30 protein-coding genes are annotated in these 26,263 nt (G+C 69.1%); 13 read left to right on the top strand and 17 right to left on the bottom strand.

What is annotated here, in order from left to right:
* Position 1: 1 nt before the first annotated feature.
* The 13 genes from BA062_RS26615 to BA062_RS26555 all read right to left on the bottom strand — a co-directional run bounded on the left by BA062_RS26615 (position 2) and on the right by BA062_RS26555 (position 11,601).
* Positions 2-3,049, bottom strand: coding sequence for an AfsR/SARP family transcriptional regulator (locus BA062_RS26615; protein ID WP_146240082.1), 3,048 nt, complete (start codon positions 3,047-3,049; stop codon positions 2-4).
* A 64-nt stretch (positions 3,050-3,113) separates the two neighbouring features.
* Positions 3,114-3,551, bottom strand: coding sequence for a hypothetical protein (locus BA062_RS26610; RefSeq protein WP_110341339.1), 438 nt, complete (start codon positions 3,549-3,551; stop codon positions 3,114-3,116).
* A 54-nt stretch (positions 3,552-3,605) separates the two neighbouring features.
* Positions 3,606-4,052 carry a pilus assembly protein TadG-related protein gene (locus tag BA062_RS26605; protein ID WP_233520035.1) on the bottom strand — a complete coding sequence of 149 codons (447 nt, stop codon included), beginning with the start codon at positions 4,050-4,052 and terminating at the stop codon, positions 3,606-3,608.
* Between the two features lie 2 nt (positions 4,053-4,054).
* A complete protein-coding gene (locus tag BA062_RS26600) occupies positions 4,055-4,552 on the bottom strand; it encodes a TadE/TadG family type IV pilus assembly protein (protein WP_233520034.1) in 498 nt (165 codons plus the stop codon).
* Entirely contained in the window at positions 4,549-4,968 is a 420-nt protein-coding gene (locus tag BA062_RS26595) for a TadE/TadG family type IV pilus assembly protein (RefSeq protein WP_233520033.1), read from the bottom strand. The genes BA062_RS26600 and BA062_RS26595 overlap by 4 nt, the downstream gene beginning before the upstream one ends.
* A 76-nt stretch (positions 4,969-5,044) precedes the next feature.
* A complete protein-coding gene (locus BA062_RS26590) occupies positions 5,045-5,230 on the bottom strand; it encodes a hypothetical protein (RefSeq protein ID WP_110341335.1) in 186 nt (61 codons plus the stop codon).
* 50 nt (positions 5,231-5,280) lie between these two features.
* Positions 5,281-6,174: a type II secretion system F family protein gene (locus tag BA062_RS26585; RefSeq protein WP_110341333.1), complete on the bottom strand. Its 894-nt coding sequence runs from the start codon at positions 6,172-6,174 to the stop codon at positions 5,281-5,283.
* On the bottom strand, positions 6,171-7,094 hold the full coding sequence (locus BA062_RS26580; protein WP_110341582.1) for a type II secretion system F family protein: 924 nt from the start codon (positions 7,092-7,094) through the stop codon (positions 6,171-6,173). The genes BA062_RS26585 and BA062_RS26580 overlap by 4 nt, the downstream gene beginning before the upstream one ends.
* Positions 7,091-8,539: a TadA family conjugal transfer-associated ATPase gene (locus tag BA062_RS26575; protein ID WP_110341331.1), complete on the bottom strand. Its 1,449-nt coding sequence runs from the start codon at positions 8,537-8,539 to the stop codon at positions 7,091-7,093. Before BA062_RS26575 ends, BA062_RS26580 begins: the two co-directional genes overlap by 4 nt.
* Positions 8,536-9,375 carry a CpaE/TadZ family protein gene (locus BA062_RS26570; protein ID WP_110341329.1) on the bottom strand — a complete coding sequence of 280 codons (840 nt, stop codon included), beginning with the start codon at positions 9,373-9,375 and terminating at the stop codon, positions 8,536-8,538. Before BA062_RS26570 ends, BA062_RS26575 begins: the two co-directional genes overlap by 4 nt.
* Positions 9,375-10,088, bottom strand: a complete 714-nt coding sequence (locus tag BA062_RS26565) for an SAF domain-containing protein (RefSeq protein WP_112277131.1) — start codon at positions 10,086-10,088, stop codon at positions 9,375-9,377. The genes BA062_RS26570 and BA062_RS26565 overlap by 1 nt, the downstream gene beginning before the upstream one ends.
* 119 nt (positions 10,089-10,207) lie before the next feature.
* On the bottom strand, positions 10,208-11,209 hold the full coding sequence (locus tag BA062_RS26560) for a hypothetical protein (protein ID WP_199542615.1): 1,002 nt from the start codon (positions 11,207-11,209) through the stop codon (positions 10,208-10,210).
* 35 nt (positions 11,210-11,244) lie between these two features.
* Positions 11,245-11,601, bottom strand: coding sequence for a hypothetical protein (locus tag BA062_RS26555; RefSeq protein ID WP_233520032.1), 357 nt, complete (start codon positions 11,599-11,601; stop codon positions 11,245-11,247).
* A gap of 517 nt (positions 11,602-12,118) precedes the next feature.
* Between BA062_RS26555 and BA062_RS26550 the strand changes: the two genes are divergently transcribed.
* On the top strand, positions 12,119-12,763 hold the full coding sequence (locus BA062_RS26550; protein ID WP_110341324.1) for a prepilin peptidase: 645 nt from the start codon (positions 12,119-12,121) through the stop codon (positions 12,761-12,763).
* A gap of 66 nt (positions 12,764-12,829) precedes the next feature.
* On the opposite strand, the gene BA062_RS26545 is transcribed toward BA062_RS26550, so the two are convergent.
* Positions 12,830-13,312: an NUDIX domain-containing protein gene (locus BA062_RS26545; protein ID WP_110341322.1), complete on the bottom strand. Its 483-nt coding sequence runs from the start codon at positions 13,310-13,312 to the stop codon at positions 12,830-12,832.
* Entirely contained in the window at positions 13,309-14,520 is a 1,212-nt protein-coding gene (locus BA062_RS26540) for a helix-turn-helix domain-containing protein (RefSeq protein ID WP_158559784.1), read from the bottom strand. Before BA062_RS26540 ends, BA062_RS26545 begins: the two co-directional genes overlap by 4 nt.
* A 1,005-nt stretch (positions 14,521-15,525) precedes the next feature.
* On the opposite strand from BA062_RS26540, the gene BA062_RS39575 reads away from it, so the two are divergent.
* The 12 genes from BA062_RS39575 to BA062_RS26480 all read left to right on the top strand — a co-directional run bounded on the left by BA062_RS39575 (position 15,526) and on the right by BA062_RS26480 (position 24,385).
* On the top strand, positions 15,526-15,777 hold the full coding sequence (locus BA062_RS39575) for a hypothetical protein (protein ID WP_146240081.1): 252 nt from the start codon (positions 15,526-15,528) through the stop codon (positions 15,775-15,777).
* 215 nt (positions 15,778-15,992) lie between these two features.
* Positions 15,993-16,481 carry a hypothetical protein gene (locus tag BA062_RS26530; protein WP_110341316.1) on the top strand — a complete coding sequence of 163 codons (489 nt, stop codon included), beginning with the start codon at positions 15,993-15,995 and terminating at the stop codon, positions 16,479-16,481.
* A 2-nt stretch (positions 16,482-16,483) separates the two neighbouring features.
* On the top strand, positions 16,484-17,188 hold the full coding sequence (gene queC / locus BA062_RS26525; RefSeq protein WP_110341314.1) for a 7-cyano-7-deazaguanine synthase QueC: 705 nt from the start codon (positions 16,484-16,486) through the stop codon (positions 17,186-17,188).
* A 6-nt stretch (positions 17,189-17,194) separates the two neighbouring features.
* A complete protein-coding gene (locus BA062_RS26520) occupies positions 17,195-18,169 on the top strand; it encodes a reverse transcriptase domain-containing protein (protein WP_245960022.1) in 975 nt (324 codons plus the stop codon).
* Between the two features lie 5 nt (positions 18,170-18,174).
* Positions 18,175-18,732 (top strand): formylglycine-generating enzyme family protein, encoded by a 558-nt coding sequence (locus BA062_RS26515; RefSeq protein WP_110341310.1) that lies wholly within the window; start codon positions 18,175-18,177, stop codon positions 18,730-18,732.
* Positions 18,729-19,190: a DUF6884 domain-containing protein gene (locus BA062_RS26510; protein ID WP_110341308.1), complete on the top strand. Its 462-nt coding sequence runs from the start codon at positions 18,729-18,731 to the stop codon at positions 19,188-19,190. Before BA062_RS26515 ends, BA062_RS26510 begins: the two co-directional genes overlap by 4 nt.
* Entirely contained in the window at positions 19,187-20,236 is a 1,050-nt protein-coding gene (locus BA062_RS26505) for a glycosyltransferase family 2 protein (protein ID WP_110341306.1), read from the top strand. The genes BA062_RS26510 and BA062_RS26505 overlap by 4 nt, the downstream gene beginning before the upstream one ends.
* Positions 20,233-21,210: a radical SAM protein gene (locus BA062_RS26500; protein WP_233520030.1), complete on the top strand. Its 978-nt coding sequence runs from the start codon at positions 20,233-20,235 to the stop codon at positions 21,208-21,210. The genes BA062_RS26505 and BA062_RS26500 overlap by 4 nt, the downstream gene beginning before the upstream one ends.
* Positions 21,207-21,770 carry a phosphoribosyltransferase gene (locus BA062_RS26495; protein ID WP_110341302.1) on the top strand — a complete coding sequence of 188 codons (564 nt, stop codon included), beginning with the start codon at positions 21,207-21,209 and terminating at the stop codon, positions 21,768-21,770. The genes BA062_RS26500 and BA062_RS26495 overlap by 4 nt, the downstream gene beginning before the upstream one ends.
* The gene (locus BA062_RS26490; protein WP_110341300.1) at positions 21,763-22,902 is read left to right on the top strand and encodes a glycosyltransferase family 4 protein; all 1,140 of its coding nucleotides are present in this window, start codon (positions 21,763-21,765) and stop codon (positions 22,900-22,902) included. Before BA062_RS26495 ends, BA062_RS26490 begins: the two co-directional genes overlap by 8 nt.
* Positions 22,902-23,756 (top strand): 5'-3' exonuclease, encoded by an 855-nt coding sequence (locus tag BA062_RS26485; RefSeq protein ID WP_110341298.1) that lies wholly within the window; start codon positions 22,902-22,904, stop codon positions 23,754-23,756. Before BA062_RS26490 ends, BA062_RS26485 begins: the two co-directional genes overlap by 1 nt.
* The gene (locus tag BA062_RS26480) at positions 23,750-24,385 is read left to right on the top strand and encodes a PIG-L deacetylase family protein (RefSeq protein ID WP_233520029.1); all 636 of its coding nucleotides are present in this window, start codon (positions 23,750-23,752) and stop codon (positions 24,383-24,385) included. The genes BA062_RS26485 and BA062_RS26480 overlap by 7 nt, the downstream gene beginning before the upstream one ends.
* Before the next feature lie 52 nt (positions 24,386-24,437).
* On the opposite strand, the gene BA062_RS26475 is transcribed toward BA062_RS26480, so the two are convergent.
* Both BA062_RS26475 and BA062_RS26470 read right to left on the bottom strand, forming a co-directional pair.
* Positions 24,438-25,256 carry a phosphotransferase gene (locus BA062_RS26475; protein WP_168214097.1) on the bottom strand — a complete coding sequence of 273 codons (819 nt, stop codon included), beginning with the start codon at positions 25,254-25,256 and terminating at the stop codon, positions 24,438-24,440.
* 107 nt (positions 25,257-25,363) lie between these two features.
* The gene (locus BA062_RS26470; protein ID WP_237338361.1) at positions 25,364-26,263 is read right to left on the bottom strand and encodes a phosphotransferase enzyme family protein; all 900 of its coding nucleotides are present in this window, start codon (positions 26,261-26,263) and stop codon (positions 25,364-25,366) included.

Genomic DNA, 26,263 nt, shown 5'->3' with positions numbered 1-26,263 from the left:
TTCAGCTGGCCGCGGCGTTGTCGGTGGAGACCGGCCGCCGAGTGCTGCCGCGGCGTTGGAGGAAGTCGGCGAGGTTGAGCGTGTCGGGGCTGGGATGTTGGCCGATCTCGTCGAGCGTGGTGGTCAGCAGCGCGAGGGTGCGGGGGATGGCGGCGTACTGGTCGAGGCGGGCTTGGGTGCGGATGATGTCGCGGTAGACGCCCTCGTTGTAGCGGTCGAGCTTCCGGGTGCGTTCCAGGAGCGTGAGCATGGTTTCTGGGGCGCTGTCGCCGTGCGCGCGGATCAGGGCGCCGAGCGCGTCCAGGACGTCGCGTCGGGTGGCCTCGCGGACCGGTTCGATCCAGGGCACGAGCAGGTCCTCGGCGAGGTCGCCCTGGTAGAGCTCGACGGCGTCGTGCAGCTGGGCCTGGGCCGCGGCGTCGGGTGGGCGGGGCGCCTGCAGGGCGTGCTGGAGCTGCCAGTAGTCGACGACGGCGAGTTCGTCGTTGAGCTGGTAGCGGCCGTCGTCGTTGACGACGAGGTTGTTGATCCTGCCGTCGGTGGCGTCGGTGAGCGCGCGGCGCAACATGGACAGGGTGTTGTGGAACGAGTTGTACGGCCGCGGTGGCCGGCTGTCGGGCCAGACGGCCTCGTTGAGGACTTCGCGGCGGACGCCGTGGGGGTGCAGCGCGAGGTAGACGAGCAGTTCCCGTTGCTTCGGTGTCAGCGCGCCACTGAGCTCGCGTTCTCCCTCGTCGCCGCGCAGGGCCAGGTGCAGGCGTCCCAGCACACGCACAACCAGCGGGGTTTGCGGTGCTGCCACGTCACCGTTGTCCGGTTTCCGGGGTTCCTCGGCGGCCGGTGCCTGCTCGGCGGCCGGCTTGACGTCCTCGGCGGCCGTGCGGCGCTCGTCGGTGTCGTCCGGGGTGGCTGCGGCCGGGGCCTTCGGCGGGACGTCCACGGGGATGGGGTGGACGTCCAGCAGTTGCAGGCTCGGGGCCGGTGGGGTCTGCTGGTTGTCTTCCTGTTCCGGCGGGCGGGTGGATTCGAGCTGGGTCATCTCGTCGACCGAGCGCTGCTCGGGGACGGGCGGCGTGGGTGCAACGTCGTGATCGTCTGCGGGCGGTGCGAGTTCGTCGCCGGTGAAGCCGCTGGTTGCGTGGTCGGGTGTGGCCAGGTCGGCGGGGCCTTCAGCATCGCGGAGCACGGCAAGCAGTTCGGTGGCATCGGTGGAGGGCAGGCTGAACAGGCGTGTGTCGGCGAGGGCGTCGCCGAGGCCAGGGCTGGTCGCGCTGACGGTGCCGTCGTGGCGGACGCGCACGGTCGCGCCGGGGCGCCATTGGCCGAGGAGCACGCCGGCCAGGCCGAGAGTCGAGCCGTTGTCGAGGACGGCTTGCAGGCGGCGTTCCGCGTGGGGCGTGGGGCTGGCGAGCAGCACGAGCGAGGCCGGAGTGAGTCGGGTTTCGGTCTGCTCGATGGCGTGGCGGGTCCGGGTGAGCAGGGCCGCTTCCATCTCGTCGAGGGCAGCGTCGAGCGTGGCGACGACGTGGACGGTGGACGGCAGGTTCTCGACGTCGGTGCCGTCGAAGACGAGGTGCAGGTCGTCGGCGGGGACGAGCACGCGGATGCCGTCGCCGGGCTGCTGTTCGGTGAGCAGGTGCAGCAGCAGCGCGCGGGCAGCGGCGGTGGCGCCAGGTCCGGCGAGACCGAGGCCGCGGGTGCTGGCCAGGTTCAGGGCGAGTTCGCGACCGCCCCGCACGCCGACCTTCGCCGGTACGGGGACTGGTTTGTCGTCGGGTTCCAGGTCCCCGGCGGCGGTGATGTGGATCCGCGGTGGGGCCGGCGCGAGGTCGACGAACTCCACGTCGTCTACGGGCCTGCGGTCGCCGTCGTCCTGGTCGTAGGCGGCCCGCAGGGCGCGGACCACGGGCGCGATCGGGCGCTGCAGGTCGGCGCGGTCGCCGCTGCCGATGCGGTAGCGGCGTCGGCGCCACATCCGGACCGACACCATGGCCGTCGTGATCGCTCCGGCCAGGCCAAGGCTGACGAACACGCCGGTCAGCAGGTCCAGCCCCGGTTCGGCCTGGTCGTCGTGGTGCTGGCCGGCCTCGTCCGCCGTGGCCGGCGCCGGGGTCGTGTTCGGCGCGGGCTGTGTTGACGGAGGCGTGGTCGGTGCAGTGCTCGTCGGAGGAGGTGGCGGCTGCGGCGGCGGCACCTGCGGCTGCTGCTCGCCGGGAGGATGTTGTTCGGGCGGGGCCGGGATGTAGGCGGTGATCTTCCAGCCGGGGCGCACGAGGTTGGGTTGGGTCAGCGCGCGGCCGTCGGGCTGCTCCACGCCGCGGTTGAGCTGGAACAACTCAGGCCACCGGGTTCCGCCGCCGGGACCGTAGATGCGTTCGGCGACCCGCCACAGGCTGTCGTAGATCCCGTCCTCGGGGAGCCGGACCTCCTCGGTGACCTGGACCATGCCCGGCGGGGCCGGCGCTGCCCGATCGACCACCAACGTGGCGGCCGGGACGACGGCCGCCTGCGGAGCCGCGGCCTGCGCGGTCGGGCCTGGGGTCAGCGGTGCGACGACGGCGACCGGCGTGAGATCGGCGGCCAAGACTGCGGTGGCCGGGGTGGGAGCCGTGTACGGGGTCCGGTTGCCGAGCAGGGTCAGCACGATGGTGCCGATCAGAGCCGCGGCGAGCCCGTGCAGCGGGCCAGGCGGGCGGACCTGCGGCCAGGTGATCCCGCGCGCCGCGTCGACGGTGCAGCGCAGGACGTCGAGCGCGAAGAAGAACCAGACGATCCAGCACAGCACCGCCAGGGTGTTGAGCAGGAACTGCGCGCTCATCGGGTTGAGCAGCGTCGCCTGGATCTCGTCCCACGTCGGCACGTCGTCAGGCAGGGGCCACCCCACGAAGTGCACGAGGGCCCAGGGCAGGCCCGCCACGAGCGCGAGCAGGACGACGAGGGCGAGCAGACCGCGCACGAACCGGAGCACCGCGGCCAGTGCCCACCACGCGGGGCGGCCTGTCCTCGGCCGTATCGGCTTTCGGTGAGGGGAGTGCGAGTGTGCGGTCATGGCGTGCTCGATTCCTTGGACGTACAGGTTTACGGCTCCGCGGTCGCCAGCGGAGCAAGCGGCGTCATGTCACCGGCGTGGGAATCCGGGTGGAGGTGTCCGCCGCGCCGTTGCGAGGTCCGGCGAGCTCGGGTGACGCGGACTGCTGGGTGGTCGGCGCCGGGTTCGATGTGGACGATGCTTGGCTCGCGTCCCGTTTCGCGGTGGCGGTGCCGGCGGTAGACCGCTTGCGCTTGGGGCGAGTCGTCTTGCGGCCGTTGAGCCACTGGGTGAGGTCGGTGGCCGGTACGTCGGTGAACTTGGCCAGCTCGTCAACGCTGATGACGTCGCTGGACTCAGCGAGGACGTCGCCGAGTTCTCGCTCGACGTCGCCGAGTTTCTCGGCCACCTCTGCCCGCAGCAGTGCGAGTTCACCGACGCGCTTGGCAGCAGCTGCCCGCTTCGCGCTGCGGGCCGCGTCGGCTTGCTCGACGCGGCGTTCGATCTCTTCAGTCGTCGCCATCCTGGTCTCCTTCCCCGGTGTGGCACTGAACTGGGTACGAGCATGTGAAGGTCGTCATGGGAGTACTCCGGAGATTCCGCGTTGCGGTTGGGCCTGCCCGGTTCCCGTGACGGTGATTGAGCCGATGCTGACCAGCCCGAGCAGCTGGGTCGGCTGGTCGATGCTGACGGTCACGTTCACGGTGGTGCCGGCGACCGAGACGGTGCCGGTGTGGCCGGCGGCGGCGAGGTAGCTGCGGGCCGCGGCGCTGGCTTGGTGTGGGACCAGGCGCAGGGTGCCGTCGGTGCGGTAGGCGGTCAGGTCGATTTCCTGGGCGCCGGCCCGCGCGGCTTCCTGCGCCTCGCCCATCGCACGGACCTTGGCGGCCAGGGCGAGCCCGCCGTCGAGCACGAGCCCGGCGAACAGCAGCGCGGCGAGGGCGATGATGACGACGAAGGCGGTCACCCGGCCGTCCTGGTCTTCGCGCAGCCGGCCGGTTCGGCGGCGCAGCGATGCGGCCACCCTCATGGCGCACCTCCCGCTTGGGCGTTGGGGGCGGTGCCGCGCCAGACATCGACCGGGGAGGAGAAGCTGGATTGGAACGTCCGGCTGCCGGGCACGCCGAGCGAGGTCAGGTCCCCGAGGCCGACGCTGCAGGACACGGTGACGGTCACCGTGGAGCCCGGCTTGAGTCCCTGAGTGTCGGTAGACACCGACAACGACTGGCAGGTGATCCCCGCGGACGCCAGGGCTGCGCTGGCGGTGGCTTGGGCGTTGGCGGTGGCCTGCGATGGGGTGCGGGCCAGGGTGGCGGCGCGGGCCGCTTGGTGCGCGACGTCGTTGATCCGCAGCTTGGTGTCGGCCAGCCGACCGCAGAACACCACGAACAACAGCAGCAGGATCAGCAGCGGGGTCAGTAGAGTGAGCTCGGCCGCAGCGGAGCCTCGTTCGTCCCGGCGCAGCGCGCGAATACTCGCGCGCATCGAGCGCGCGAACGCGGGAAGACGGCGGGCCGCAGTCATGGTGCCACCGCCCCTGCACCGGTCGGCGGGGTGAATTTCTCAACGGGCCCAACGGCTTCGGCGTGCACCGTGAAGGTCGCGAACGGAATCACGTTGATCACGGTTCCGGTGACCGTCACGGATGCTTGGTTCGGTCCTCGCTGGACGTTGACCGATGTTCCTTGCAGCGGGCCACTTCCGAGTTGGGTGAGGACTCGTTGTCCTTCGGCATTGCCCGCGGCAGTGCTGCCGCCGTACACGCGTGCTGCGGACAGGGCTTCGGAGGCGGCGGCTTGGGCTATGTGGGTGGCGTGCATGTAGAGCGCGAACTGCGCGATCAACAGGATCAGCAGCAACAGCAGGGGCGTGGCGATGACGAGTTCGACCGTGCCGGCGCCACGCTGATCCGTCCGCAGCCGGCGCAGCGCCGCCCGCACACGTGTCCGGTGTGGACGCTCGCGTGTGTTCGGCGTGCGGGGTCGGCTGGGGCGTCGAGGCATTGTGGTCACCGGCCTACAGGTTGATGCCGTTGGCTTTCTGGGTGACCTTAATGACGATGATCGCGATGACCGCGATGGCCAGCGCCGCCAACAGGGCCGTGACCACGACCGCCTCGGTCGAGTAGCCACGCTCGTCGTCACGAAGCCGCTCCAGCACGGCACGGACTCGGGCGATGAGGATCTGGACTTCGGTGAACATCAGCTTCTCCCCCGTGGTTCGGGGTCCGGTATGGACTGTTCTGGTGAAACTCAGAGACCTCCCAGCACCTGTGCGAGTGCGGGAAACCCAATAAAGACAAGGAATCCACCGAACAGCATCACCACGGGCAGGCTCATGCGTTCGGTGGCTGCTTGGGCTTCGCCTTCGGCGTCGGTGAGTTCGCGGGTACGTAGCGCCGCCGCCTTGGCGGCGAGGCTGGCGCGCACGCGGGCGCCTTCGGTGCCGGCGAGGCTGACCGAGGCGGCCAGCTCGGACAGTTGGTGCACGTCGAGCTCGGTGCCGAGCTGACCGAGGGTCGACCACGGTGTGGTGCGGGTCAGCTTGGCGGTGACCAGCGCGCGGCGCAGCTGTTGGAAGGCCCAGCCCTTGCCGATGCCGACCGCGTCCGACAGCGCGCCGTCGACTCCGGCGCCGCCGGCCAGCAGGACCCGGATCAGGTTCAGGTAGGCCGACAGCGCGTGCCGGAAGGTCGAGCGCCGCCGCTCGGCTTCCTGCCGCACGCTGATATCCGGCAACAGGAATCCACCGAGCGCGAAGAGCAGGCTCGCGACCGCGGGGACTTCCCAGCCGAGACCAACGTCGGCTACGACGAGCAGCAGTTGCATCAGGATCGGCAGCAACAGCCCGGTCAGCGCCAGCGTGGCCTTCTCGGCCAGGTGGTGCTCGATGCTCTTGCCGGTGACCGCGAGGTCGTTGCGCAGCTTGCGGTTGGGCAACCCGAGTGCGGCCAACGGCTTGATGAACGGCCGGCCCACGCGCAACGCCCAGCCGTCGGAGTCCGCGGTGAGGATCGGTGGCGGCGCGGGCGTCGCGTGCAACCGGTCGACCAGAGCGCGCAGCGGCGGCCTCGGCGGGAACACGTAGATCACGAGCGCCCACAAGCCGACGCCGAGCCCGGCGCCCCACAACAACGCGCTGATCATGACGACGCCCCCTTCCCGGTGAGCAAGTCATCGACGTCCACGTCGGCGTCGTGGGGCCGGATCGTGGCCAGCTCCGTGAGGAAGCGCTCCGGCTCACGCATCCGCGCAATCCTTGCCAGCCAAGCAAAAGCTGCCGCGAACAGCGCGCCGACGAACAGCAACATGATTTGCCCGAACGCGGAGTCGTAGGGGGCGAGGTAGCCGCGGTTGAGCAGCACCAGCCCGATCGCGAAGGACAGCGTGGTGATCACGATGACGCGCACGCTGGTCCGGGTACGGGCGCGGCCGGCCTCGACGCGCATCCGCATGGACGCCTGCTCGCGTGCCTCGCTGGCGAGTTCGCCGAGCAGGTCGGCCAGCTGCCGGGCCTGGTGCTCCGCGGCCAGCACGAGCGCGGAGATCACCAGGTCCGCGGTGGGGTCGCGCAGCTGGTCGGCGAGGTGGCGCAGCGACGGTGCGAGGCGTTCGCCGCGCTCCAGCCGGACGGCGAGCTCGGTGATCTCCTCGCGGATCGCCTCGGGGCAGGCCGGGGCGGTGGCGAGGATGGCCTGTTCCAGACCGGCCGCGGCCACCAGGGTGTCGCGCAGCATCTCGGTCCACCCGGCGATCGCCTCGATGCGTTCGAGGTGGCGCTTGTGGTCGACGTTCGAGCCGAGGATTCGCGGCAGGCCGACGACGGCGAGCGCGGTCAGGATGGCGGCGACCACCCAGCCGGTGACCGCGCCGACGGCCAAGCCGGCGAGCACGGCCACGACGAGCCAGCCAACCCGCTTGCGGTCATGCCGGGCGGCCAGCCAGGCGCTCAGCCGCGACGGCGTCGCCGGACGGGCGGGTCGGCCGCGCAGTCCGGCGGCGATGAGCAGGACACCGACGGCCACACCGGCACCGAGTAGGCCGAACAGGGCGGCGGTCGTGGTCATGGCGTCCACCACCCTTCGCGCCGCTCGAACAGGTCCGGGTCGTAGCCGGCCTCGACGAGCAGGCCGACGGTGTCGGTGCGCAGCGGCGCGCCCGGTACGGCGCGCAGGTCCGGGCCGGGGCGCCAGACCTCGTTGCTGATGATCTGTGCGCCGTCGGCGCCGACGACTTCCCGGATCGAGGACACCACGCGCTTGCTCGGGTCGTCGCGGGGCTTTTCCAGGTGCACCACGAAGTGCAGCGCCGCGGCGACGAGCAGGTTGGTCGCTTCCATCGGCAACCGCTCGGGGCCTTGCACGGCGTAGGCAGCCAGCTTGGTGAACGCACCCTGACTGCTGGAGGAGTGCAGGGTGCCCATGCTGCCGTCGTTGCCCATGGACATCGCGTTGGTCAGCGGGATGACCTCCGGGCCGCGAACCTCGCCGACGATGACCCGGTCCGGGCTCATCCGAAGGGACTGCCACACCAGGTCCGACAGCGAGATCTCGCCCTGCCCTTCGATGTTCGGTTCGCGGGCCTGCAGCGCCACCACATCCGGGTGCGCCTCGGCGTCCTCGCCGAGGCCGAGCTCGAAGACGTCCTCGATGGTGATCAGCCGCTCCCACGACGGGATGGCCGAGGCCAGGCCGCGCAGCAGGGTGGTCTTGCCGATCGCCGTGCCGCCGGTGACCAGGACGTTGCGCTTGGCCCGCACCAGGGCCTTCAGGAAGCTCTCCAGCGCGACGTCGATGGTGCCGTTCTCGCGCAGCTCGGCCAGCGTGACCTTGGCGAACCGGTGCCGGCGGATCGACACCGACGGGCGCGCGGTGACCGCCATGACCGCCGAGACACGCTCGCCACCGGGCAGCTGGAAGTTCACGATCGGGCTGCCGCGGTCGAAGCGGCGCTCCTCCACCCCGGAGCGGGTCGCCAGGTCGCGGATGAGGTCGATCAGCTCGGTGTCCGAGCCGACCACCGGGGGCAACCGCTTGCGGCGGCCGTCGGCGTACTTGACGAAGACACGGTCGCCGTTGATGTTGATGTTCTCGATGTCGGTGTCGGCCAGCAGCGGTTCCAGACCGGCCAGGCCGAAGACCTCGTCGAGGACCTGGCGGATCAGGCGCTGCTCGACCTCGGGCGCCACGAGCATCCCGCCGGTGGCGGAGTTGCGCAGCTCGGCTTGGGCGTGCGCCTCGGCCGCGTCGGTCAGGATCGCCTCGGCCAGCCGGCGGCGTGCTGGGGCGTCCATCGGCGGGCGGCCGGCAGTCTCATCAGCCCGGATGCGCCTGCTGAGTTGGGTGGACAACTCCTCGCGCAGGTGCTGCCGCAGCCGTTCCACCGCGGCGGCTTCCCCGGCGGGCCGGTGTGGCAGATCCGCCGGTCCAGGCGTGTGCTGGGCAGCCAGGTTCGGGCCGGCGCCGTTGGTCGACGCCGCCAGGCGCGGATCACCGACGTCAGGCCGCGTCATGGCGTCGCCCCGTTACGGGTTTGCGGCCCGAGCGGTTGCAGCGCCGCACCCGAGACCGGCTCACCCGGAACTGCCAGCCGCAGGTGCGGGGCACGGGCGCCGTTGCCGGTCGGCTGGTGCCCGTGCGCATAAAGGTTGAGCGCGATCCTGGCGGCAGCCCGCCCCAGCGCGGACTTGTCGGGCCCACGTCGGCCGGTGCCCTGGCCACCGAGCACCGCGGCGCCCTTGTCGTCGCGCGGCACGCGACCCATCACCGGGATGCGCAGCGCCTGGGAGACCTCCGCGGTCGGGTAGCCGTCGCCGACCAGGACGAAGCACGGGCGTCGTGACCACTGTTGGGCGGCCTGCAGCTTGAGCGCGACGTGCGCGAGCTCGTCGTCATGTGGGCGGGCGACCAGCAGCATCGCGTCCGCGCTGCGGATGATCGGGAAAGCGGGTGAGTCCGGATCGACCCGGCCGCAGTCGGCGATGACCGTGGTCTCCGGCTGGTCTGTGGCCCGACGCAGCGGCGAGGACGGGCCCGAGGCCAGCACCGTCAGGGCGGCGCGAGCTTGTTCGGCACCGACCGGGCCGAGCACCACCCGCAGGCCACCGGGGAGACGCTGCGTGTGCTGGACGAGCAGATTCGGATCGGCACCGCTGCGGCCTCGTGCCGCCGCGGCCAAGCTGACCAGACCCGGTGTGTCGGGCAACCGGAAGCGGGCCATCAGGTCACCGCCGGCAGGGTCGACCTCGACCACGATCGGGTTCTCCTGGCCCGGCCAACGGGCCCCGAGCGCGGTCGCCAGGGTGGTCACACCCGGCGACCCTTTCAGCGAGCAGACGGCGATGAGCATCAGCGGCCTCCTCCCGCGATCGCGACCAGACTGAGTTGCCCCGCCGGAGCCGAGGCCAATGCGCGAGCGTCCGATTCGGACAGTTGCAGCGACACCACCGTGGTCTGCTCGGTCTCGCGCGTGGCAATGCTCGTCACCACCGCGGTCCACGACGACGTCTGCCCGGAACCGGTCGACGTTCCGGTCGTTGTGCCCTGCCCTGGAGTCGTGAGCACCGCGACGGTGGTACCCGGCGACAGGTCGGGCGGGAACTGTCCCGGCTTCAGCCCCACCGCAGCGATTGCCTTGCCCTGCAACGGAATCTGCGGTGCGCCGAGCACCGAACGGGTCACCAGCGAGCCAGCGGGCAGGCTGAACGCAACCGGCTGACCCACCACTGTGGACGCAGCCGATGCGGGCATCACGTCCATGCCGGAGTCCGCGGCCATGCTAACCTGCTTGAGATCCTGCGCCGTCAGAACTTGGCCCACGGCAACAGGACGGGCCAGTGCGAGCACACTTTCCCGGTCACCCAGCTGTATTCCGGCGAACACACCGCCGGCCGCGCACACCAGGACCAGCAGAACACCGAGCAACAGGTAGGGCACGCTGCGTCGCCGGCCGCTGCCGCTCAAACGCGAAGGAGTCTTGCCGTCACGACCGGCCCACGCGTTCGGCGACGCCGGTTTCTGCGCCGTCGTGTCCGTGCTGGTCGAACCTGCGGTAGTGGTCACCACCGACCTCCTTCAGGCATGACGCCATCGCGACGCGTCGACTCGGGTGTTCGACGTGCCTTGTTCGCAACAGGGTGTTTCGTTGTGCACGCCCGCCCTCATGAGGCGGGAGGCTTCGCTCAGCCGGTCGCGATTCCCTGGCTCTCCGCCACGCGGAACGCCACCGAGGCCGAGGTCGTCATGTTCGGGAACGTGCCGCCCTGGCCCGCGCCCGACCACGTCACGGTCCAATTCACCGTGGCGGTCACCGGGAACGCGTCCGCGCGCTGCCCGGCTGAAGACGTCTTGTAGGTGTAGCCGCAATCCGGCGAGGCGCTCTTCGGATCACCACCGGCAGGGAACGGCGAGCCAGGGCCGGTACAGGTCACCGAGCCGCCATCACCCATCGACCACGTCACCGAGGTCGGCCTCGCGACCGCAGTCACCGACACGCCCGGCACCGACGCGGTGGCCGAAACGTCACCCCAACTGCTGCGGTCCAGCCACAACCACGTCGGCAGGCTGACCAACTGGTCGCCAGCCGGGTTCGCCTTGATCTTCGGAGTAGGAAGCCGCAGCTGGTTCCGCGCCTGCGCCGCGAGCTCAGCCGGCGACGGCAACGGCACCGGGCCGGGCTGGCCGTCCGTGATCCACACCGGCGGCCGGTACAGCGCATCCGCGAAGCCGGGCCCGGTGCACTTGTAGACGTACCAAGCGCCGGACGGCGGTTGGGCCTGCGCGAACCGCGGCTGCGCGACCGCGAACTGCGCGGTGGCCGGCGCGCTCTGCGGCCGGTACACCGCGGGCACCGCGGTGACCGCACCCGACTTGGGCGGCACGTGGAAGGCCGCCGGCTGCGCGCCTCCCGGTGGCGGGCCCTGATAGTCACTGCGTTCATAGCCGCACTGGGCCAGATTGTTGTTGCCGCCGATGATCGTGTCGCCGTTGGCGTTGGCCTGCCCCGTGCCGGGATTGGTCTGGCCAGGGTTGCTGGGCTTGCCGTTTCCGTTGCCCTGGTTTCCGGTTCCAGGCCGAGGGTTCTTGCCTGCGCCGAGCTCGCAACCAGGGTTGGGGTACTGGCTGCAGTCGGTGAATCCCCAGCCGCCGTCCGCGAACGCGGGTACCGCGGTCGCCACGAGCACGGCCGCAGACAGGCCGGCAACGACTCCTAAACGTTTCAACACGAGCCCACCGCCTCTACTGCGAAGCGGGTGACCCTCCACGTGCCGTCCTGCTGCTTCTTGACTTCCGCGGTGATCGAGCGTCGCCCGCCCGGTGTGTCGTTGACCAACTGGCCGTTCTTGTACTTCAGCCAGCCGCTGTCATCTCCGCAGTCCGAGATCATGACCGTGGTCGGGTTGTCCGGCGGATCCACCTTGGACACCTGGGGGTTCGTCTTCGGCTCGCCCTTCGTCACGACACCGTTGAGATGGTCCGTGTACAGGCTGCGGTTGATCACCCCGAGCGCGTCGCCGGTCGCGTACTTCGCGAGCTCAGGCGACTGCCAGTCGGCGGTTTCACCGGCCTTGGCCATCTGCCGCCACATGCCCGTGTAGGCAGCCGTCGCCTGCTGACGTGCCGTGTCCGCCGGAGAAGCCGACGACGGCGGAGCGCTGGTCGTCGATGGCGGCGTTGCCGCCCCAGTCGTGCCCCCAGGCGTCGAAGACGAGTTCGAACTACAGGCCGCGAACGTCAGCGCCGCGAGTCCAACTACTGCCAGTCCCACCCTGCGCCGGCCGTTGCGGCCGTGTACGTTGCCCCCGACCACGTGCACCCCCTCGGATCTGCGAAAATTCCTTTCGATCTAGTGTGGTACTCCTCACGTCTACCTGGCGCCCCCTAGGAGACCGCAATGTCCCTATGAAGGGACACAAGTGTCGGAACAGCAAAAACAGGGCAAAATTCACCCGAATGGGCTAATGACAGCGTGTCCAAATGGCGCTGAGTAGTAGGTTCGCTACACCGGAAGGCCGTAATCAGGGGGCTACAGGGGGTAGATCGTTGGCAAACTCCGTCACTCGTGCGAACCGGCGAGCGGCACGAGATCCACGGTGACGCCGGTCAGCATCGCCGGCTGGGGCCTGGTCGGGCTCGCACTTGCCAGCGTCCTGCGTATGGCCGTCCAACGGAGCTCGATCCTCCCAGCGAAGGGCGAGCGGCTGGCGCCACCAACCCTGCTGGAAGTGGTCACCGCCGCCCTGTTCTCGGTCCTCGCCTGGCGCATCGGCGCGGAACCTGACCTGTTCGCCTACTCCTGGCTTGCCGCTGCCGGTGTTCTGCTCGCCGCGGTGGACTGGAACTCCCGCACGCTGCCCACCAAGCTGATCTGGCCCAGCGGAATCATCCTGGCCGCGCTGTTCAGCCTGGCCGCCGTCCTCAACCGCGACGCGTACCCGCTCATCCGCTCCGCGGCCGGCATGCTCGCGCTCCTCGCGTTCTACGGAGCGCTCTATTTCCTTCAGCCTGGCCAACTCGGCGGAGGAGACCTCCGGCTCGGTGCCCTTCTGGGCCTTGCCCTCGGGTGGGCTGGCTGGTCGACGGTTCTGGGCGGCACGCTGTTCGGATGGTTCAGCGCTGCCGTCGCTCTGCTCGTGCTGCGTATCGCTCGGCGATCGGAGCCTGGCCGTGACGTGCCGCTAGGTCCGTTCCTGATCATCGGTGCCTTCGCCGCCTTGCTCATCCAACCGACGAATTGACGTCGTCCACGGTCGGTCTGTCGACCGCCTCTTGGCAACGCCTCTCCCGCGCTGGAGCCGGGCGTGTCACTCGGAATAGTCTGTGGCGCCTGTGGCGAGGGCATCGTGAGCACGGGCCAGTCGTTGCGCCATGTCGGGCCGCAGCATGGCCTTCGCCTCGGCAAGTTCGACGAACGCGAAGTCGCTGATCTCTGGATCGGAGATGCTGATGGTCTCCACCTGCGTGGCAGACAGCGTGCCTCCGTCGAAGATGAACACCAATTGGTCGTCCCACGGCCCGTGAGGTCCGATCCAGTCCAGAACGAGGACGCGGCCAGCGACCACGGTGAGCCCGAGTTCCTCGGTCAGCTCGCGCTCGCCTGCTGCCCTCGGCGGTTCATTGCTTTCCGCCATACCGCCAGGCAGGTCCCAATTCTCCTTGTAGGTCGGATTTACCACCAGGATGCGTCCGGCTTCGTCACGGATCAGCAGGTCGGCGGCCACACGCTTGCGTGCCTGCTTGGCGTTCCCTTCCGCCAGGTAGGCGAAGCGTGCCTCGTCGTCGGTCATACCGGCCACGACGAGACCGCGCCGTTGTGTTCACCCGAGGTGGCGGATAGGCCGGCCAACGCGGCGAGAAACGACGAGACCTGCCTCGACCGCGGCGCGAGGCTGAGCACGCCGCCGAGGGCACGGAGCTGGTGGACAACCCTGGCTGAGCTCAATGAGACGGTCGTGCTGCAAGCTTCGTGGCCGATCGCCGCTGCCTCGTCAACCCGGCCCGCATGCACCAGAACGTTGGCCAGGGTGAGCTGGGCAAAGGTCCGGCTTCGGACCCGATCGCCTGACCGCAGTCGGATGACCTCGCGGGCACGGCGCTCGGCTTCATCGAGTTCCGCCAGTTGCAGGAAGCACAGCGCGGCTTCGCTTGCGAGTGACGCTTCGTCGAACGCGGCGATCCATTGGGCGGGTTGCTCCGCCGTCGCTTCGTCCAGGATGCTCTCGGCGTCCTCCAACGCCTTACTGCACCCGGCGCGGTCACCGATGAGGGCGAGACCACGGGCGCGCATTGTGTGCAGTCGGGCGACGAGACGCGAGGTGCCGTAGGCAGCTGTGGCTTGCCCGAGCCCTTCGACGGCGATGCGGACAGCGTCGTGGGGCTGCCGCAACTCGATGGCCAGATGCGCCATCGAGGCGCAGCTGTTCGCTGCCAGAGCCCGGTCGTCTCCTGCCATTGCCAACCGGAAAGCGCGATCGAAGTACCTTCGCGCGTTTGCGTCGTTCCCGCTGTCATGTGCCATCCATCCGGCAATCTCGGTGACTGACGCGGCGGCTGCGAACAACCGAGGAACCGACACTCCGTGGGAGGGTGACATCAACTGCGGCCCGATCTGCTGCGTTAGGTAGTGCGCAACTGACGGATACAGTGCGCCCCCACCGATTCGGCGGTCGGCGATTTGCAGATCTTGAGCTGTCGTGAAGATGCTGTCGACGACTTCCGCGCCGTCGAGATCGCTCAACCGCGCCGCGTCTCCCGGAGCAACTGCCGAAGCGAGTGCGCGGTCCGGGGCGCTTCCACCCAGCATTGCGGCCAGGCTGGCAGGTGTCAGCTGAAGAGCCTTCGCCAGGGTAGGCCGCATCCACGGCTGAGGTGATTGGACGCCGCGCTCCCAGCGGGCAACCGTAGATCGGTCGACCCCCATCTCTTGTGCGAGCGTCTCCTGTGTGTATCCCAGGGCTTCGCGACGTTCCGCGAGGCTTTGTCGCCGCACAGCCATACCGTCTCCGTCCGCACCGATAGCCCCAGGATCGTCCCGCTGCCGTTTGCCCAGGTCAAGCCCGGGCTTACCTAGCGAGGCCATTGCACCCTAGTCGATCTTCATTGCCCGCGGAGCACCGCGCGATGACCACTGGTCGACCACCCAAAAGGGGCGCCAACTATCACAGGCCGCCCTGTGGTGTCTCGCATTTCTGCGGCCAGTACCCAGAGTATTGCGCGGTTTCACCCGTTCGGCACAACCACGCCCGATCGAGATTTCCGCAGGTCACGACACCTGCCGCCCCGTGCACGCCCCATCGCCGCCGCGCTCGCGCTCTGGTTCGTGTCGGGCGGCGGACGTTTAGCTGCATTGGCGGGTTCGCAGCGGTCCTACCAGCACCGTTGCTGTTAGAGCCCACCGTTCGCCCGGCTTCGCCGAGCGAACGACTAAACGCTCGACGCTATGGGAGTAGCAGAAGTTCGGGACATAAGTAAATCGGGACTCGCTGAGTATCGGAGTAGATGATGAAACTCTCCCAGCGATTCGCGGAGCTTTCGGTTCCGCGATGCCCACAAACAAAGCTCGCTGTGCCGCGTTTCCTCGTGCAGCCGGTGTGGGTACGGAGTTGGGCCACCGCACGAGGCGGTGACGCACGATGAACGACCGCGGACCTTGGGCGGTGACGTGCCGCGATGTCGCCGGCCGCCCTCGGAGCCTGACGGTGCTCGTGCGCGGCTCGGAGGTCGTAGTGGTGGCGCCTGCGGGTGAGGCCGCCTCGCTCGACGCTGCCGAGGCCGAGCAGTTCCGCTCCGCCTTCACCAAGGCCAAGGAGGTGGCCGCCACCCCGGCCCCCGGTGGACTTGGCGCCTCCGAGGGAACCGGCACGGCGAGCACGGTGAAGCAGTACAGCGGCGGTCATCCCCCAGCCGTCGTGGGGCGCCCTGCTTCACCGCCATGTCGCGGCGGAATCACGACCCCGATACCTGGTTCCGCTGCGATCCCCGCCCTGCGAGGTGAGATTGCATGATCCCGCTGGCCCCGGTGATCACCGCGGTCGCCGCCGTGGTGTTGGTCAGTTGCCTGCTGTGCCGCGCCTTCCGGCAGCGCCGCCGTTCCGATGTGACTTCTACTGGCAGGCACCGACTTGCCAAGTTGCCGCCCGTTGGAAGGCACTGGCGCGAACCGCACCAACATCCGTCGCCGGTACTCGTGCACGCGCTGAAGACCGTTGGCACACACGGCCTGGGTTTCATTCGAGAAAGCGAAGCCGTATGAGGTGGCCGACATCAAGGCGTCGCGTTCACTCGGCACTTCCCAGGCAGTTCCGAGCATTGCCTGACGTTGCCTGACCTGAACTGCCTCGCGCCGCCTGTCGTCCAGCGCGATCTCGCGCGGTGTCACCACCGCCTCCTCGATCACGGCGGAGCTGGAGTTTTCCCGTTGAGGCGCTCTGGCTCCGCCGCACCATCCCTTGCATTAAGGAGCACACCATGTCCACCGCCACAGCAGCTGACGTTCAGCAGCGTGAAGCGGCTCACGAAAGTTCGCAGTCGAAGTACACCAAGTTTCTCAGCTGGCCGACCACCATCGAGCCGTCGACCGGCGAAGTCCGGCTGCGTCTGGGTGACACCGTGGACGCGCTGGTCATGCGGGCCGGGCTCGGTGGCCAGGTAAACCATCAACTCGTCCAGGCGATTCTCACGGCCCCGGTCATCGTCGTGCCCGGCATTCCAGGCACAAAGCCCGACGACTGGATCTTCCTGACCCAGCCACGTACGCGCATGCGGGAGTCCACCATCGCCGACCTGATGTCCATACAGGTCGGTTGGTATGAGTCCGATACGACGATCCCGTTGCCCGCCTTCGGTTGCACTGAAGGTGGGCTGCGCTGGCTGGCGTGGCCCGAGGCCGGCCTGGAGTTGCCGACCTGGGGAGTCGTCGTCGGTGCTGTCCGGCGCACCTTGTCGCGGGCATGGTGAGCATGTCGACTACCCAGGCCGAGCACAGGCACCCCGAACACGTCGTCGTGATCGCCTCCGGCGGACTGGATTCGACGGTCCTGGCCTACTGGCTGGCGGCCCGACACTCCCGCCTGACGCTGCTGTCGTTCGACTACGGACAGCGGCATCGCATCGAACTCGATCACGCCGCCGAGATCGCGCGGCTGCTCGACAGTCCACATCGCATCATCGATTTGACCAGCCTTGGCACGTTGTTGACCGGATGCGCGCTGACTGACACCTCTGTGGCGGTACCGGACGGGCACTACACCGATGAGTCGATGGCGGCCACGGTGGTGCCCAACCGCAACGCGATCATGCTCGACATCGCCGTCTCGGTCGCGACCTCCGTCCGCGCCGACGCGGTGGCGTTCGGCGCACACGCCGGAGACCACGCCATCTACCCCGACTGCAGGCCCGAATTCGTCGAGCGGTTCGCCCGCAGCGTGCAGGCCGCCAACGAGGGCCTACTCGTGCCGGACTTCCAGGTGCTCGCACCTTTCCTGACGTTGTCCAAGACCGACGTCGTACGAGTCGGGGAAGCACTGGAGGTGCCGTTCGCGCGAACGTGGTCGTGTTACCGCGGTCAAGACGTCCACTGCGGCACTTGCGGAACCTGTACGGAACGGCGGGAAGCCTTCCGTGGCAACGACATCATCGACCCCACCGTGTACCGGGCCGCGTAGAGGGGCGTGACGACCGTGGACGTAGACGCCTCCGGGGCCGGGCCTGAGCGGGGCCGTCTTTCCTCGGGTCACAGCTCGCGCGTGTTGGGTTGCGAGCCTGACGTCAGTGACCGGGGGAGCGTGCCTGCCGCCCAAGCAGCGCCGACGCTAGCGCACCGCTGTGCCGCGCCGCCACCCCGCGGCCCGCAAGCGCACTCGCTGATGCCGATGCTGGATGAGAAGCACCTGCGAACGGCCTTGAGGCAGTGCGGTCGGCGCACCTCGGCGCCCGGCGTGGACCGGATGACCCTGGCGGAGTTGCGTCGGCGCTCCGGCGAACTGCTGCCTCGGCTGGCAGACCAACTGGCCGATGGCACCTGGCGACCAGGACCGCTGCGGGAGGTGCGGTTCCCGACCTACACGGGTAAATCGATGGTGGTCTGCGTCCCCACGCTGCTCGACCGGCTCGTACACCGCGCACTGCGCAACGCCATCGAACCGATCCTCGAAGCCCGTGTGCTGCGCGACTGGGTGTCGGGTTACCGACCTCGCCGCAACCGCATCACCGCGCTGCGGGCCGCCGCGGCCCACGCCGAGGCCGGTTTCCGCGCAGTGGCTGACGTGGACGTGGCCTCGGTGTCCGAGGGCGTCACAGTCGACCAGGTCGTGGACTGGTGTGCCCACCACGTCCATGACGGCACCTTCCTCGGCCGTATGCGCACCGCGTTGACCGCGATGCCGTATCCAATCGCTGCTGGGTCGGGACTCGCACCGATGCTGATCAACCTGCGGCTGTCGAGGCCGGATGCGCTGCTGGACGGATTGCGGGTGGTGCGGTTCGCCGACAACTACGCGGTCTTCTCCGCCGATGAGGCAGGAGCACGAGACGCCTTCGCGGTCATCAATGCCGCGCTCGCCGAGTTCGGGCTCCGTCCCAACGAGTCCAAGAGCCGAGTGCGGCTACGCGCGAACGTCGAAGACCTCTTTCTGATCGGGGGCTGACTGAGGTGAACGTCGAGTGGATCGAGGTGCCCGGTGGGACTTGCGCGTTCGGCGATGACGCCCGACCTGCCGAGATCGGCACCTTGCTGTGGACACGCACCCCGATCACCTACGCCCAACTGAGCGGCGGACGCACCAGTACACGCAGCCTGCACCCGGTCACCGGCCTCAAACACGACCAGGCCGTTCAGGTCGCGCACGCTCTGGGCGGCAGGCTGCCGACCTCGGCGGAATGGGAGTGGATGGCGGCCGGGCCCACGGGCCGACATTGGCCATGGGGCGATCAGGAGTGGACTCCGGAGCTGGCGAACCTGAATGGCTCAGGGCTGGACGCCACGAGTCCGGTCGACACCCACCCCGCCGGCGCGACCCCTGAAGGGCTGTTGGACGTAGCGGGCAACGTGTGGGAGTGGACCGCTCGCTCGACGATGGGCAACGGGGCGGTCCTGCGTGGCGGGTCCTACGCCTCGCTTCCGCTGTACGCGCGGTCAACGTTCCTCAACGCCGCGCCCGCCGAGCTGGCCTCGGAGGGCATCGGGCTTCGGGTGGTGCGCCGACCATGACGTTCGCCGCCGCCATCGAGCCTGAGCAGGGCCTGGTCATCGTCTCTTGCAGCCGCGAGAAGCTCGTTACCACCGATCCGACTCCGGCGCTGGAGCTGTACCAGGGCGCGCTGGTGCCTCACTTGCGCGAACACCTGGCCCCCAACTACCAGGTGCGGATCAGGATCCTGTCCGCGGAACACGGCCTGCTGCACCCCGAGGACCTGGTCGGCACGTACGACCACAAGCTTCGTAGCCGCGGCGAGGCCGAAGCCCTCCGGGCTCGGGTGACCTCGCGCCTCGCCAACGACCTGCGTGGCAAGACGCTGCGGCAGGTGCTCGTGGTGTTGGAGCCGCTCTACGTGATCGCCGCCGAATGCCTGTTCGATCACGTTCCGCCGCTGGAGTTGGCGGTGTTGCCGGAACCGACCGATTGGTTGGGCGCAAGGCGAGTGCTGTCCCGTTGGGGCTGGCTATGATCGACAACTCCGTACCGCTGCGGGAGGAGTTGCTGCGGCACGGCAACAACCACAGCTCCAGCACTCATGCTTGGGAGGCTCTCGCCGACGGGATCGGCTGGCACCAGCCCACTCCGTCGGACTGTTGGCTGGCGCGCTCGCGCACCGTCTCGGTGGTCATCCCCGCCCACGAGGTCGGTTACAGCCTGCCCACCGTGCTCGACGCTCTGGACGCCCAGCATCGCCAGGACGAGTTCGAGGTCATCGTCGTCGACGATGCCAGTGCTGACGACACCGCCCAGGTCGCCGCGCGGCACCGGGTGGTCGACCGGTTGGTGCGGCTGCCGGAGCGGATGGGCGCGGCCACCGCCCGCAATGTCGGTACCGCGCTCGCCCGAGGTCAGACGGTGCTCTACCTCGACGGCGACATGGTGGTTCCCCCACACGTGCTCACCGACATCGCTGCTCGCGCCACCGATACCAGCGTGCTGGTCGGGTTCCGCCACAACCTGCGCCACGAGGTCCACTCCCACGACGCGGCCATCCTGGCGCGCATCCCGAATCTCGCGGCCGATCACCGGGTCGTGTGGCGGCCACCGCCGAACACCACGCTGCCCTACAGCGGGATCACGCTGCCCGAGCCGCTCGACGGCCGCCCGCTCGACGACACCCACGACTTCATCGACCTCGGGTACGGGCAGTCCTACTACGACTGGGACCTGCCCCGCATGGTCGTCACCGCGCTGGTCGCCGTACCGCGCGCCGCCGTGCTGGACGTCGGCGGGTTCGACGCGGAGTTCGGCCGCCTTGGGTGGGGCATGGAGGACACCTACCTCGGCGCCTGCCTGATCGCCGCCGGGCTGCTGGTCATCCCGCTGCGCCAGGTCGTCGGCTTTCACCTCGATCCACCCGACGCAGCCGAGCAGTGGCAACACAAGCTCGCCGGCTGGCCGCGCACCCTCGCCCGCTACCGCGATCTGCTGGAGCTGCCCGCTCCGCGAGGACGCTCCGAAACCTTCATCGCCGCCATGTCCGAGCTGCTCACCCACTGCGAGGTACGCCCATGACTACGACAACGACGACCATCGGACGTGCCTCGGGGCGCCGGATGGTCGGCTGCGGCACGCGCGGCGGCAGCGGTGTCGCCTACGACCCGCTCACCGGCATGACCCACCGAACCGGCCAGCCGATCCTCACCGGACGCACCGCCCTGGCCCACGAGAGCATCACCGCACTACCGGAAGTCCACCCCGGCGAACTGGGCGACGTAATGCCGGTGAGCGTGTGCTGGTCGCCCATCGTGCGCTGCAACCTGGCCTGCCCGCAGTGCCTGGACGACAAGACCGTCGCGGAGCTCGGCCGCGGCGAACGTGCCGACGTCGCGGCCAGGATCGCTTCTTCCGGGGTGCTCGGCGTGGACGTCTCCGGCGGCGAACCGCTGTTGATCCGCGACCTGCCCACCCTGCTCGATGTGCTGGTCGACGGCGGCTGCGCGGTCAGCGTCACCACCAACGGCACCCACCTGCCTCGCCGCGCCGAAGCCCTCGCCCGCCGGGTCGACGCGATCCGGGTCAGCCTCGACGGCCCCAACCCCGAGCGTCACGATCGCTGGCGCGGCGAGGGCAGCTTCGCCAAGGCCGTCTCCGGCATCCGCGCCGCCCTCGCCCATGGCATCCCGACCCAGATCCAAGCCGTGCTCATGCGCTCCACCGCCGCCGGACTACCCGCGCTGGTCGAGCTGGCCGACCGGCTCGGCGTCCACGGCCTGACCGTCCTGCAGTACCTGCCCTTCGGCGAAGGCGCGTCGCTCGCCACCGCCGAACAAGTGCCGGACGAGGAGGCCCACGACCTGATCGGCGCGCTCGGCACGCCCCCGGTCCCGGTGCGATTGCGCACCCGCGCCGACGCCGCCGGGTTCACCGTCGTGCGCGCCGACGGGCAGGTCTGGCGCAACACGCCGGATACCACCGCCATCGCCGCCCTGCACCCGCTGACCGGGCCGGTCAGCCTGGCCGTGACCGGACGGGACGGTTCGGCATGACCCGCACCGCACTGCGCGTGTTCGAGCACCAGCGCATCTGGCGGGTCACCCCCGAGGCCCTGAGCGACGCCTGCCTGCTGCTGTTCGCCGCCATCAGCCGCGACCACCCGAAGGTCGACCACGTCATCGGTATCGCCAACGGCGGCGTCGCCCCCGCCCGCATCCTCGCCGGCCGCCTCGGTGCGAAACCCCGAACCGTGCAGGCCCAGCACAACGCCGACGACGGCCTGTACCGCCAGGCCACCGGCAAGGTCACCGTGGACGTCGACGCCTTTCGCCGGAGCATCGGCCGCAGCAAGCTCCACGGCGCCATCCTCGTTGTCGACGACATCTGCGGCAGCGGCGCCACTCTGCACAAAGTCCGCAACGTCCTCACCCCGGTCCTCGCGCCGGACGCTCACGTGATCACCGCGACGTTGTGCTTGAACACCGGGGCCGAGACCTGCCCGGACTACTCGGTGTGGACGGTGTCGGACTGGGTCAGCTTTCCCTGGGAGAAACGCCCCGCCCAGCCGACCACCGACATACCCATCCCCGCGCAGGTGACCAGCCATGCCTGACGCCACCAAGCCGGTCACCGTCGCATTCGTTCTGGCTTCCTACGCCCCCGACGCGCCGGCCGGGATGGAACGCGCGACCGCCGCCCTCGCCCGCGGACTGCGCCAGCTCGGACACCGGGCCCTGATCATCACCGCAATCGAGCCCGACTCGACCGAGGACGAGGTCGACGAGGACCTGGTCGTGCTCGGCTCGGTCGGGGTCACCTTCCCTGCCAGCGACGACGAACTGCGCGAGGCAATCAGCACCCACGGCCAAGACAAAATCATCGCCGCTGACCTCCGCGCTCTCTACCGCCGCCATCACGTGGACATCGCCGTGTACGTCGACGCCTTGTGGGGACTCGGACGCCTCGCCCCAGCTTGCGACGGAGTGCGCACAGTGCTGGCGATGCACGTCGTCGGCCACGACCAGGACCTCGTACCGGCCTTGGAACGCACCGACCTGGTGATCGTGCCGTCGACCACGGTCCTCGGCCATGCCCACGACCGGGACTACGACAGCACCTGCTGGCAGATCGTGCCCAACGCCCTGCTCGGCAACCACAGCGCACCCGATGCCAGCCAGCGCGAGGCGCTGCGGCGGAGCGGGCCAGTGCGGGTGCTGGCCCGGCTCGGGCCGGAGAAGAACGTCCGCGCTCTGCTCGACGCCGGCCGCCTCGTCGACCGCGGCGTCGAGGTCGTCCTCGCCGAGGCCGGGTTCGAGCACGCCGCCGGCGCACAGGCCGCCGAGTATCGTCGCTGCGCCCACTCGGCCGCCTACCTGTTCAGGGGCAGCGTCCGCGACGACGGCCTGCCCTGGGACCAGGTCCAGCCGTGGCTCGCCAACGCCGCCGTGGTCATCGTGCCCTCGACCAAGGAGACCTTCGGCCTCGTCGCCTTGGAGGCCATGAGCGTCGGCACCCCGGTCGTCGCCTTCGACGTGGACAACCTGCCCACCCTCATTGGCACCGGGGAAGGAGCGGGCGGGATCGTGGTGCCTCGCGCCCACGGCGAGTTCGGGCTGTGGGGTGCCGCCGAAGTCCTCCTCGACGATCCGGTACGCTACGCAGCGCTATCACGGGCTGCGTACTACCGCTCGCGGGACTATCTGCCCACCACAGTCGCCCATGACTTCCTCAAGGCGGTGCGGTGATGAATGACGTCCCTCTTCTGCTGGTCGACGGCCACAACCTGCTCTGGCGCGGAGCCTTCGGCTTCCCGGCCGCGATCTTCTCCCGCGACAAGACACGCGAGCTGACTGCCGAGTTCGCCTTCTTCGCACTACTGCGCGTAGCGATCCGCGAGGAGTTCACCTCCCCGCCGGAGGTGATCGTGGTGTTCGACGGCCAGAACGGCGCGGCCGAACGTCAAGCCACCGACAGCGACTACAAGGCGAACCGCGTCCTCGACGAAGCCGCACTCAAACCCATCCGCGCCATCCCACACGTCCAGGAAGCGCTGACCGCCTACGAGCTGGCCTGGATCGAGATCGACACGGCCGAGGCCGACGACGTGATCGCATCCCTCGTCGCTCGCGTCCGCCGCGACGACCCCGAGCGCCGAGTGTGGATCATGTCCGGCGACCGTGACTTCTACCAGCTCATCGACGAGCACGTCCGGGTGGTCAACACCGCCATGAAGCGAGGCCGCCGCCACATCGAGCCCGGCACTGTGTTCGACCGCTACCAGGTTCAGCCGACCCAGTGGGCGGACTTCCGGGCCCTCACGGGCGACCCGGCGGACAACATCCCCGGCGTGCGCGGGGTCGGCGCGGGCACTGCAGCCAAGCTTCTGGCCGGTGGCCTCACTCTCGACCAGCTGGCCGACGCGGGACGGCTCATCGGCACCAAGGGCAAGGCCGTCCTCGAAGCCTGGGACCAGGTCCTCGGCTGGCGCGACCTGATCAGAATGCGCACCGACGTCACCCTGCCCCTGCTACCCGCCGGCCGCAGCAGCCGGAGCCTGCCCAAGCCTGCCGACGTCATCGACAAGCTCGGGCTGTGGTGATTCCACTGGTCGCGTTCATCCCGCCCGCCTCGGTGTTGACCGTGATGGCCCATCCCGACGACGCCGAACTCTGGGCCGGCGGCACTCTCGCCCTCTGCGTCGCCGCCGGGGCCGACGTCACCATCGCCGTCCCACGTCACCCCGAGCCCCGCGCCAGCGAGGCCGCCGCCGGGGCCGCCGCACTCGGCGCCGGGCTTCATCAGATCAACCAGGCCACCGCGGGGACCGTGCGCGAGCTGCTGCTGGATACAGGCCCCGAGGTTGTCCTCACCCACCCGGTGCGCGATGTACACCCTGACCACCGGCGCATCGCCGAAGCAGTGTTGGAAGCCCTTCCCGAGGTCGTCATCGCCACGGGACACCCCCGCCGGGTCTACACCACCGACACCTACAACAGCCTCACCCTCGACGGCCCCGTTCCCGCGCACACCACCGTCGACATCACGACTACCTGGGTCACCAAGCAACGCGCCCTGGCCGCACACGCGTCCCAGCCCATCACCGAGCACTTCGGACCAATGGCCGAGATCCTGGCCCGGCTGTGGGGCGCACGCATCGGCGTCGACCACGCCGAGAACTTCGTCCCGCTTCCTGTCCTCGGACGTCTTCCCGCCGCGCTGACCCTGTGACGCCGTCGGACGATGGTGTCAGTCTGCACGTAAGGACGCCCTCGCTTAGAAACTACGAGAACAGCGCGCACACACGATCGAGTTGGGCGAGGAACTCGGGCTCACGTTCGTCGCGTCGTCGCCAGAGGACGGCCAGCCATCGCAGGGCGATTGTGCGTCGGGCGGCAGCGAACCTTGACCGGTTCTGCCGGTTCACGCCGAAGTCGTCCTCTAGGGTCCGCCAGGTGCTGTCGGGAACTTGCCGAGCGCTGATGTGCTCGATGTGGTCTGCAGCGTCCACCGCCCGATCGCTCCAGCCGCTGAACTCGAAGTCGACGACGTGGAGCCCTTCGTTCTCAGACAGCCAGTTCAGCAAGTTGGCGTCGCCGCGCGAGAACACGGCTGGCGTGGGGCGACGCAAAAGGCCGACATCCCCGCTAGCCTCCCAGCGGTCGAGCAAGGTCCGCATTTTCCCTGTATGTGCGTCGTCGGCGGCGGCCAACTGCTGTGGCCAGATGTCGGTCAACCGCGCGATGTAGTGGGTGATCGAATCGACTCGTGGCCAGGAGGCCAACGGCTCAGCCATCGGCAGTGCTTGCATGGCTCCGGTGGCGGCGGCAATCCACGGCAGCACCAGCTCGGGATTCGTCAGCTCGGGTATCGGTCGGCCGGGAACGAAGCTCATGCCGAGTGCGGGTTGGTCTGGATGATCGTCCCGCCATAGTGGCTGCGGAGCGAGACCAAGTCCAGCAACATGGTTCAATCCGTGCCATTCCCGAGCCACGCGGTTCTTGTCGGTCTTGCGGTAGAGCTTCAGGCAGACTTCGCCCCATTGGAAGACATCGCTGTTGCGACCGCCGCTCAAGGGGCACAGCCGCCACTCGTGGAGCACGGCTTCGAGTGGCAGCTGTCGACCGCGCGCCGCTCGGAGGTCGGCCAAGAGTTTGTGAGGCACGACGCGGCTGGCGGCCGAGAGTGATGTCAACGTGTACTCCGGTCTCAGAAGGCGGACCACGACCACGGCCGTTCGATCTCGCCTCTCAGGCACGCCACCCGATGGCGTACCTGTTCCGCGGCTTCTGGGCTGGTTGTGGCTTTGCCGAGGACGAAGGCAGTCCACCGGAGTTCTCTGATCGTCGCCAGGGTGCGGTAGCCGGGCCAGGCGGTCATGTCGTAATCGCCGTAAGCGTCCACAAAAGCCTGGTAGTCCACCTCCGTGATCCGGGCGAAGTCGGTGTAATCGACCGCCAAGGAGACCAGGTCCCACTCAGGAGGCCCGATCCCGACATGGTCGAGATCCAGCAGCACGGGGGCGCCGCCTGCCCTGGGGACAACAACGTTGCCCTGCCAGGCATCGCCATGGATGACGCGCCGAGGCAGTTCCGGAACCAGCACCAAGTACTCACTGTGCAGCTGCCCTGCGAGATCTCGAAGCCAGGCCCGGTCATCCTCGGGCAGGATGGTTCCGCCGTCGATTGACTCGCGTAGCCCTTCGAAGGGGTCAACAACGGGGAACGAAGGCGATTCCGGCACCTCTAGGGCGTGAAGGCGCCCCAGTACCGCGCCGAGTTCGGCCGGCGTGGCGTGGCGGTGGTCAGGAAGCTGTACCCACCATGTGACGGGCCGATTCCCAACAACCGTGGGCTGGTCGATGTCGTCGACGGCACGCACGACGGGGATCCCGGCATCAGCCAGCCAACGCGACGCCTGGATTTGACGGGCGGCCACGAGCTGCGAGCCCGGAGGGCCCACACGAGCGACGACCCTACCGGCCACCTGGTAGATGACGTTCGTACCGTCGCGGATCAACATCGCTTCCGCGGTTGATACGCCGGCCTTCCTGCCCGCTGCCGTTAGCACGTCACGTGGATCTCGCGACAGGACCAAGTTCGTGTCCAC

Origin of the sequence: Prauserella flavalba, assembly GCF_003202235.1 — a bacterium.
GTDB lineage: Bacteria > Actinomycetota > Actinomycetes > Mycobacteriales > Pseudonocardiaceae > Prauserella_A > Prauserella_A flavalba.
The sequence above is the reverse complement of the archived record's forward strand: the minus strand, read 5'-3'. Positions and strand labels throughout refer to the sequence as shown.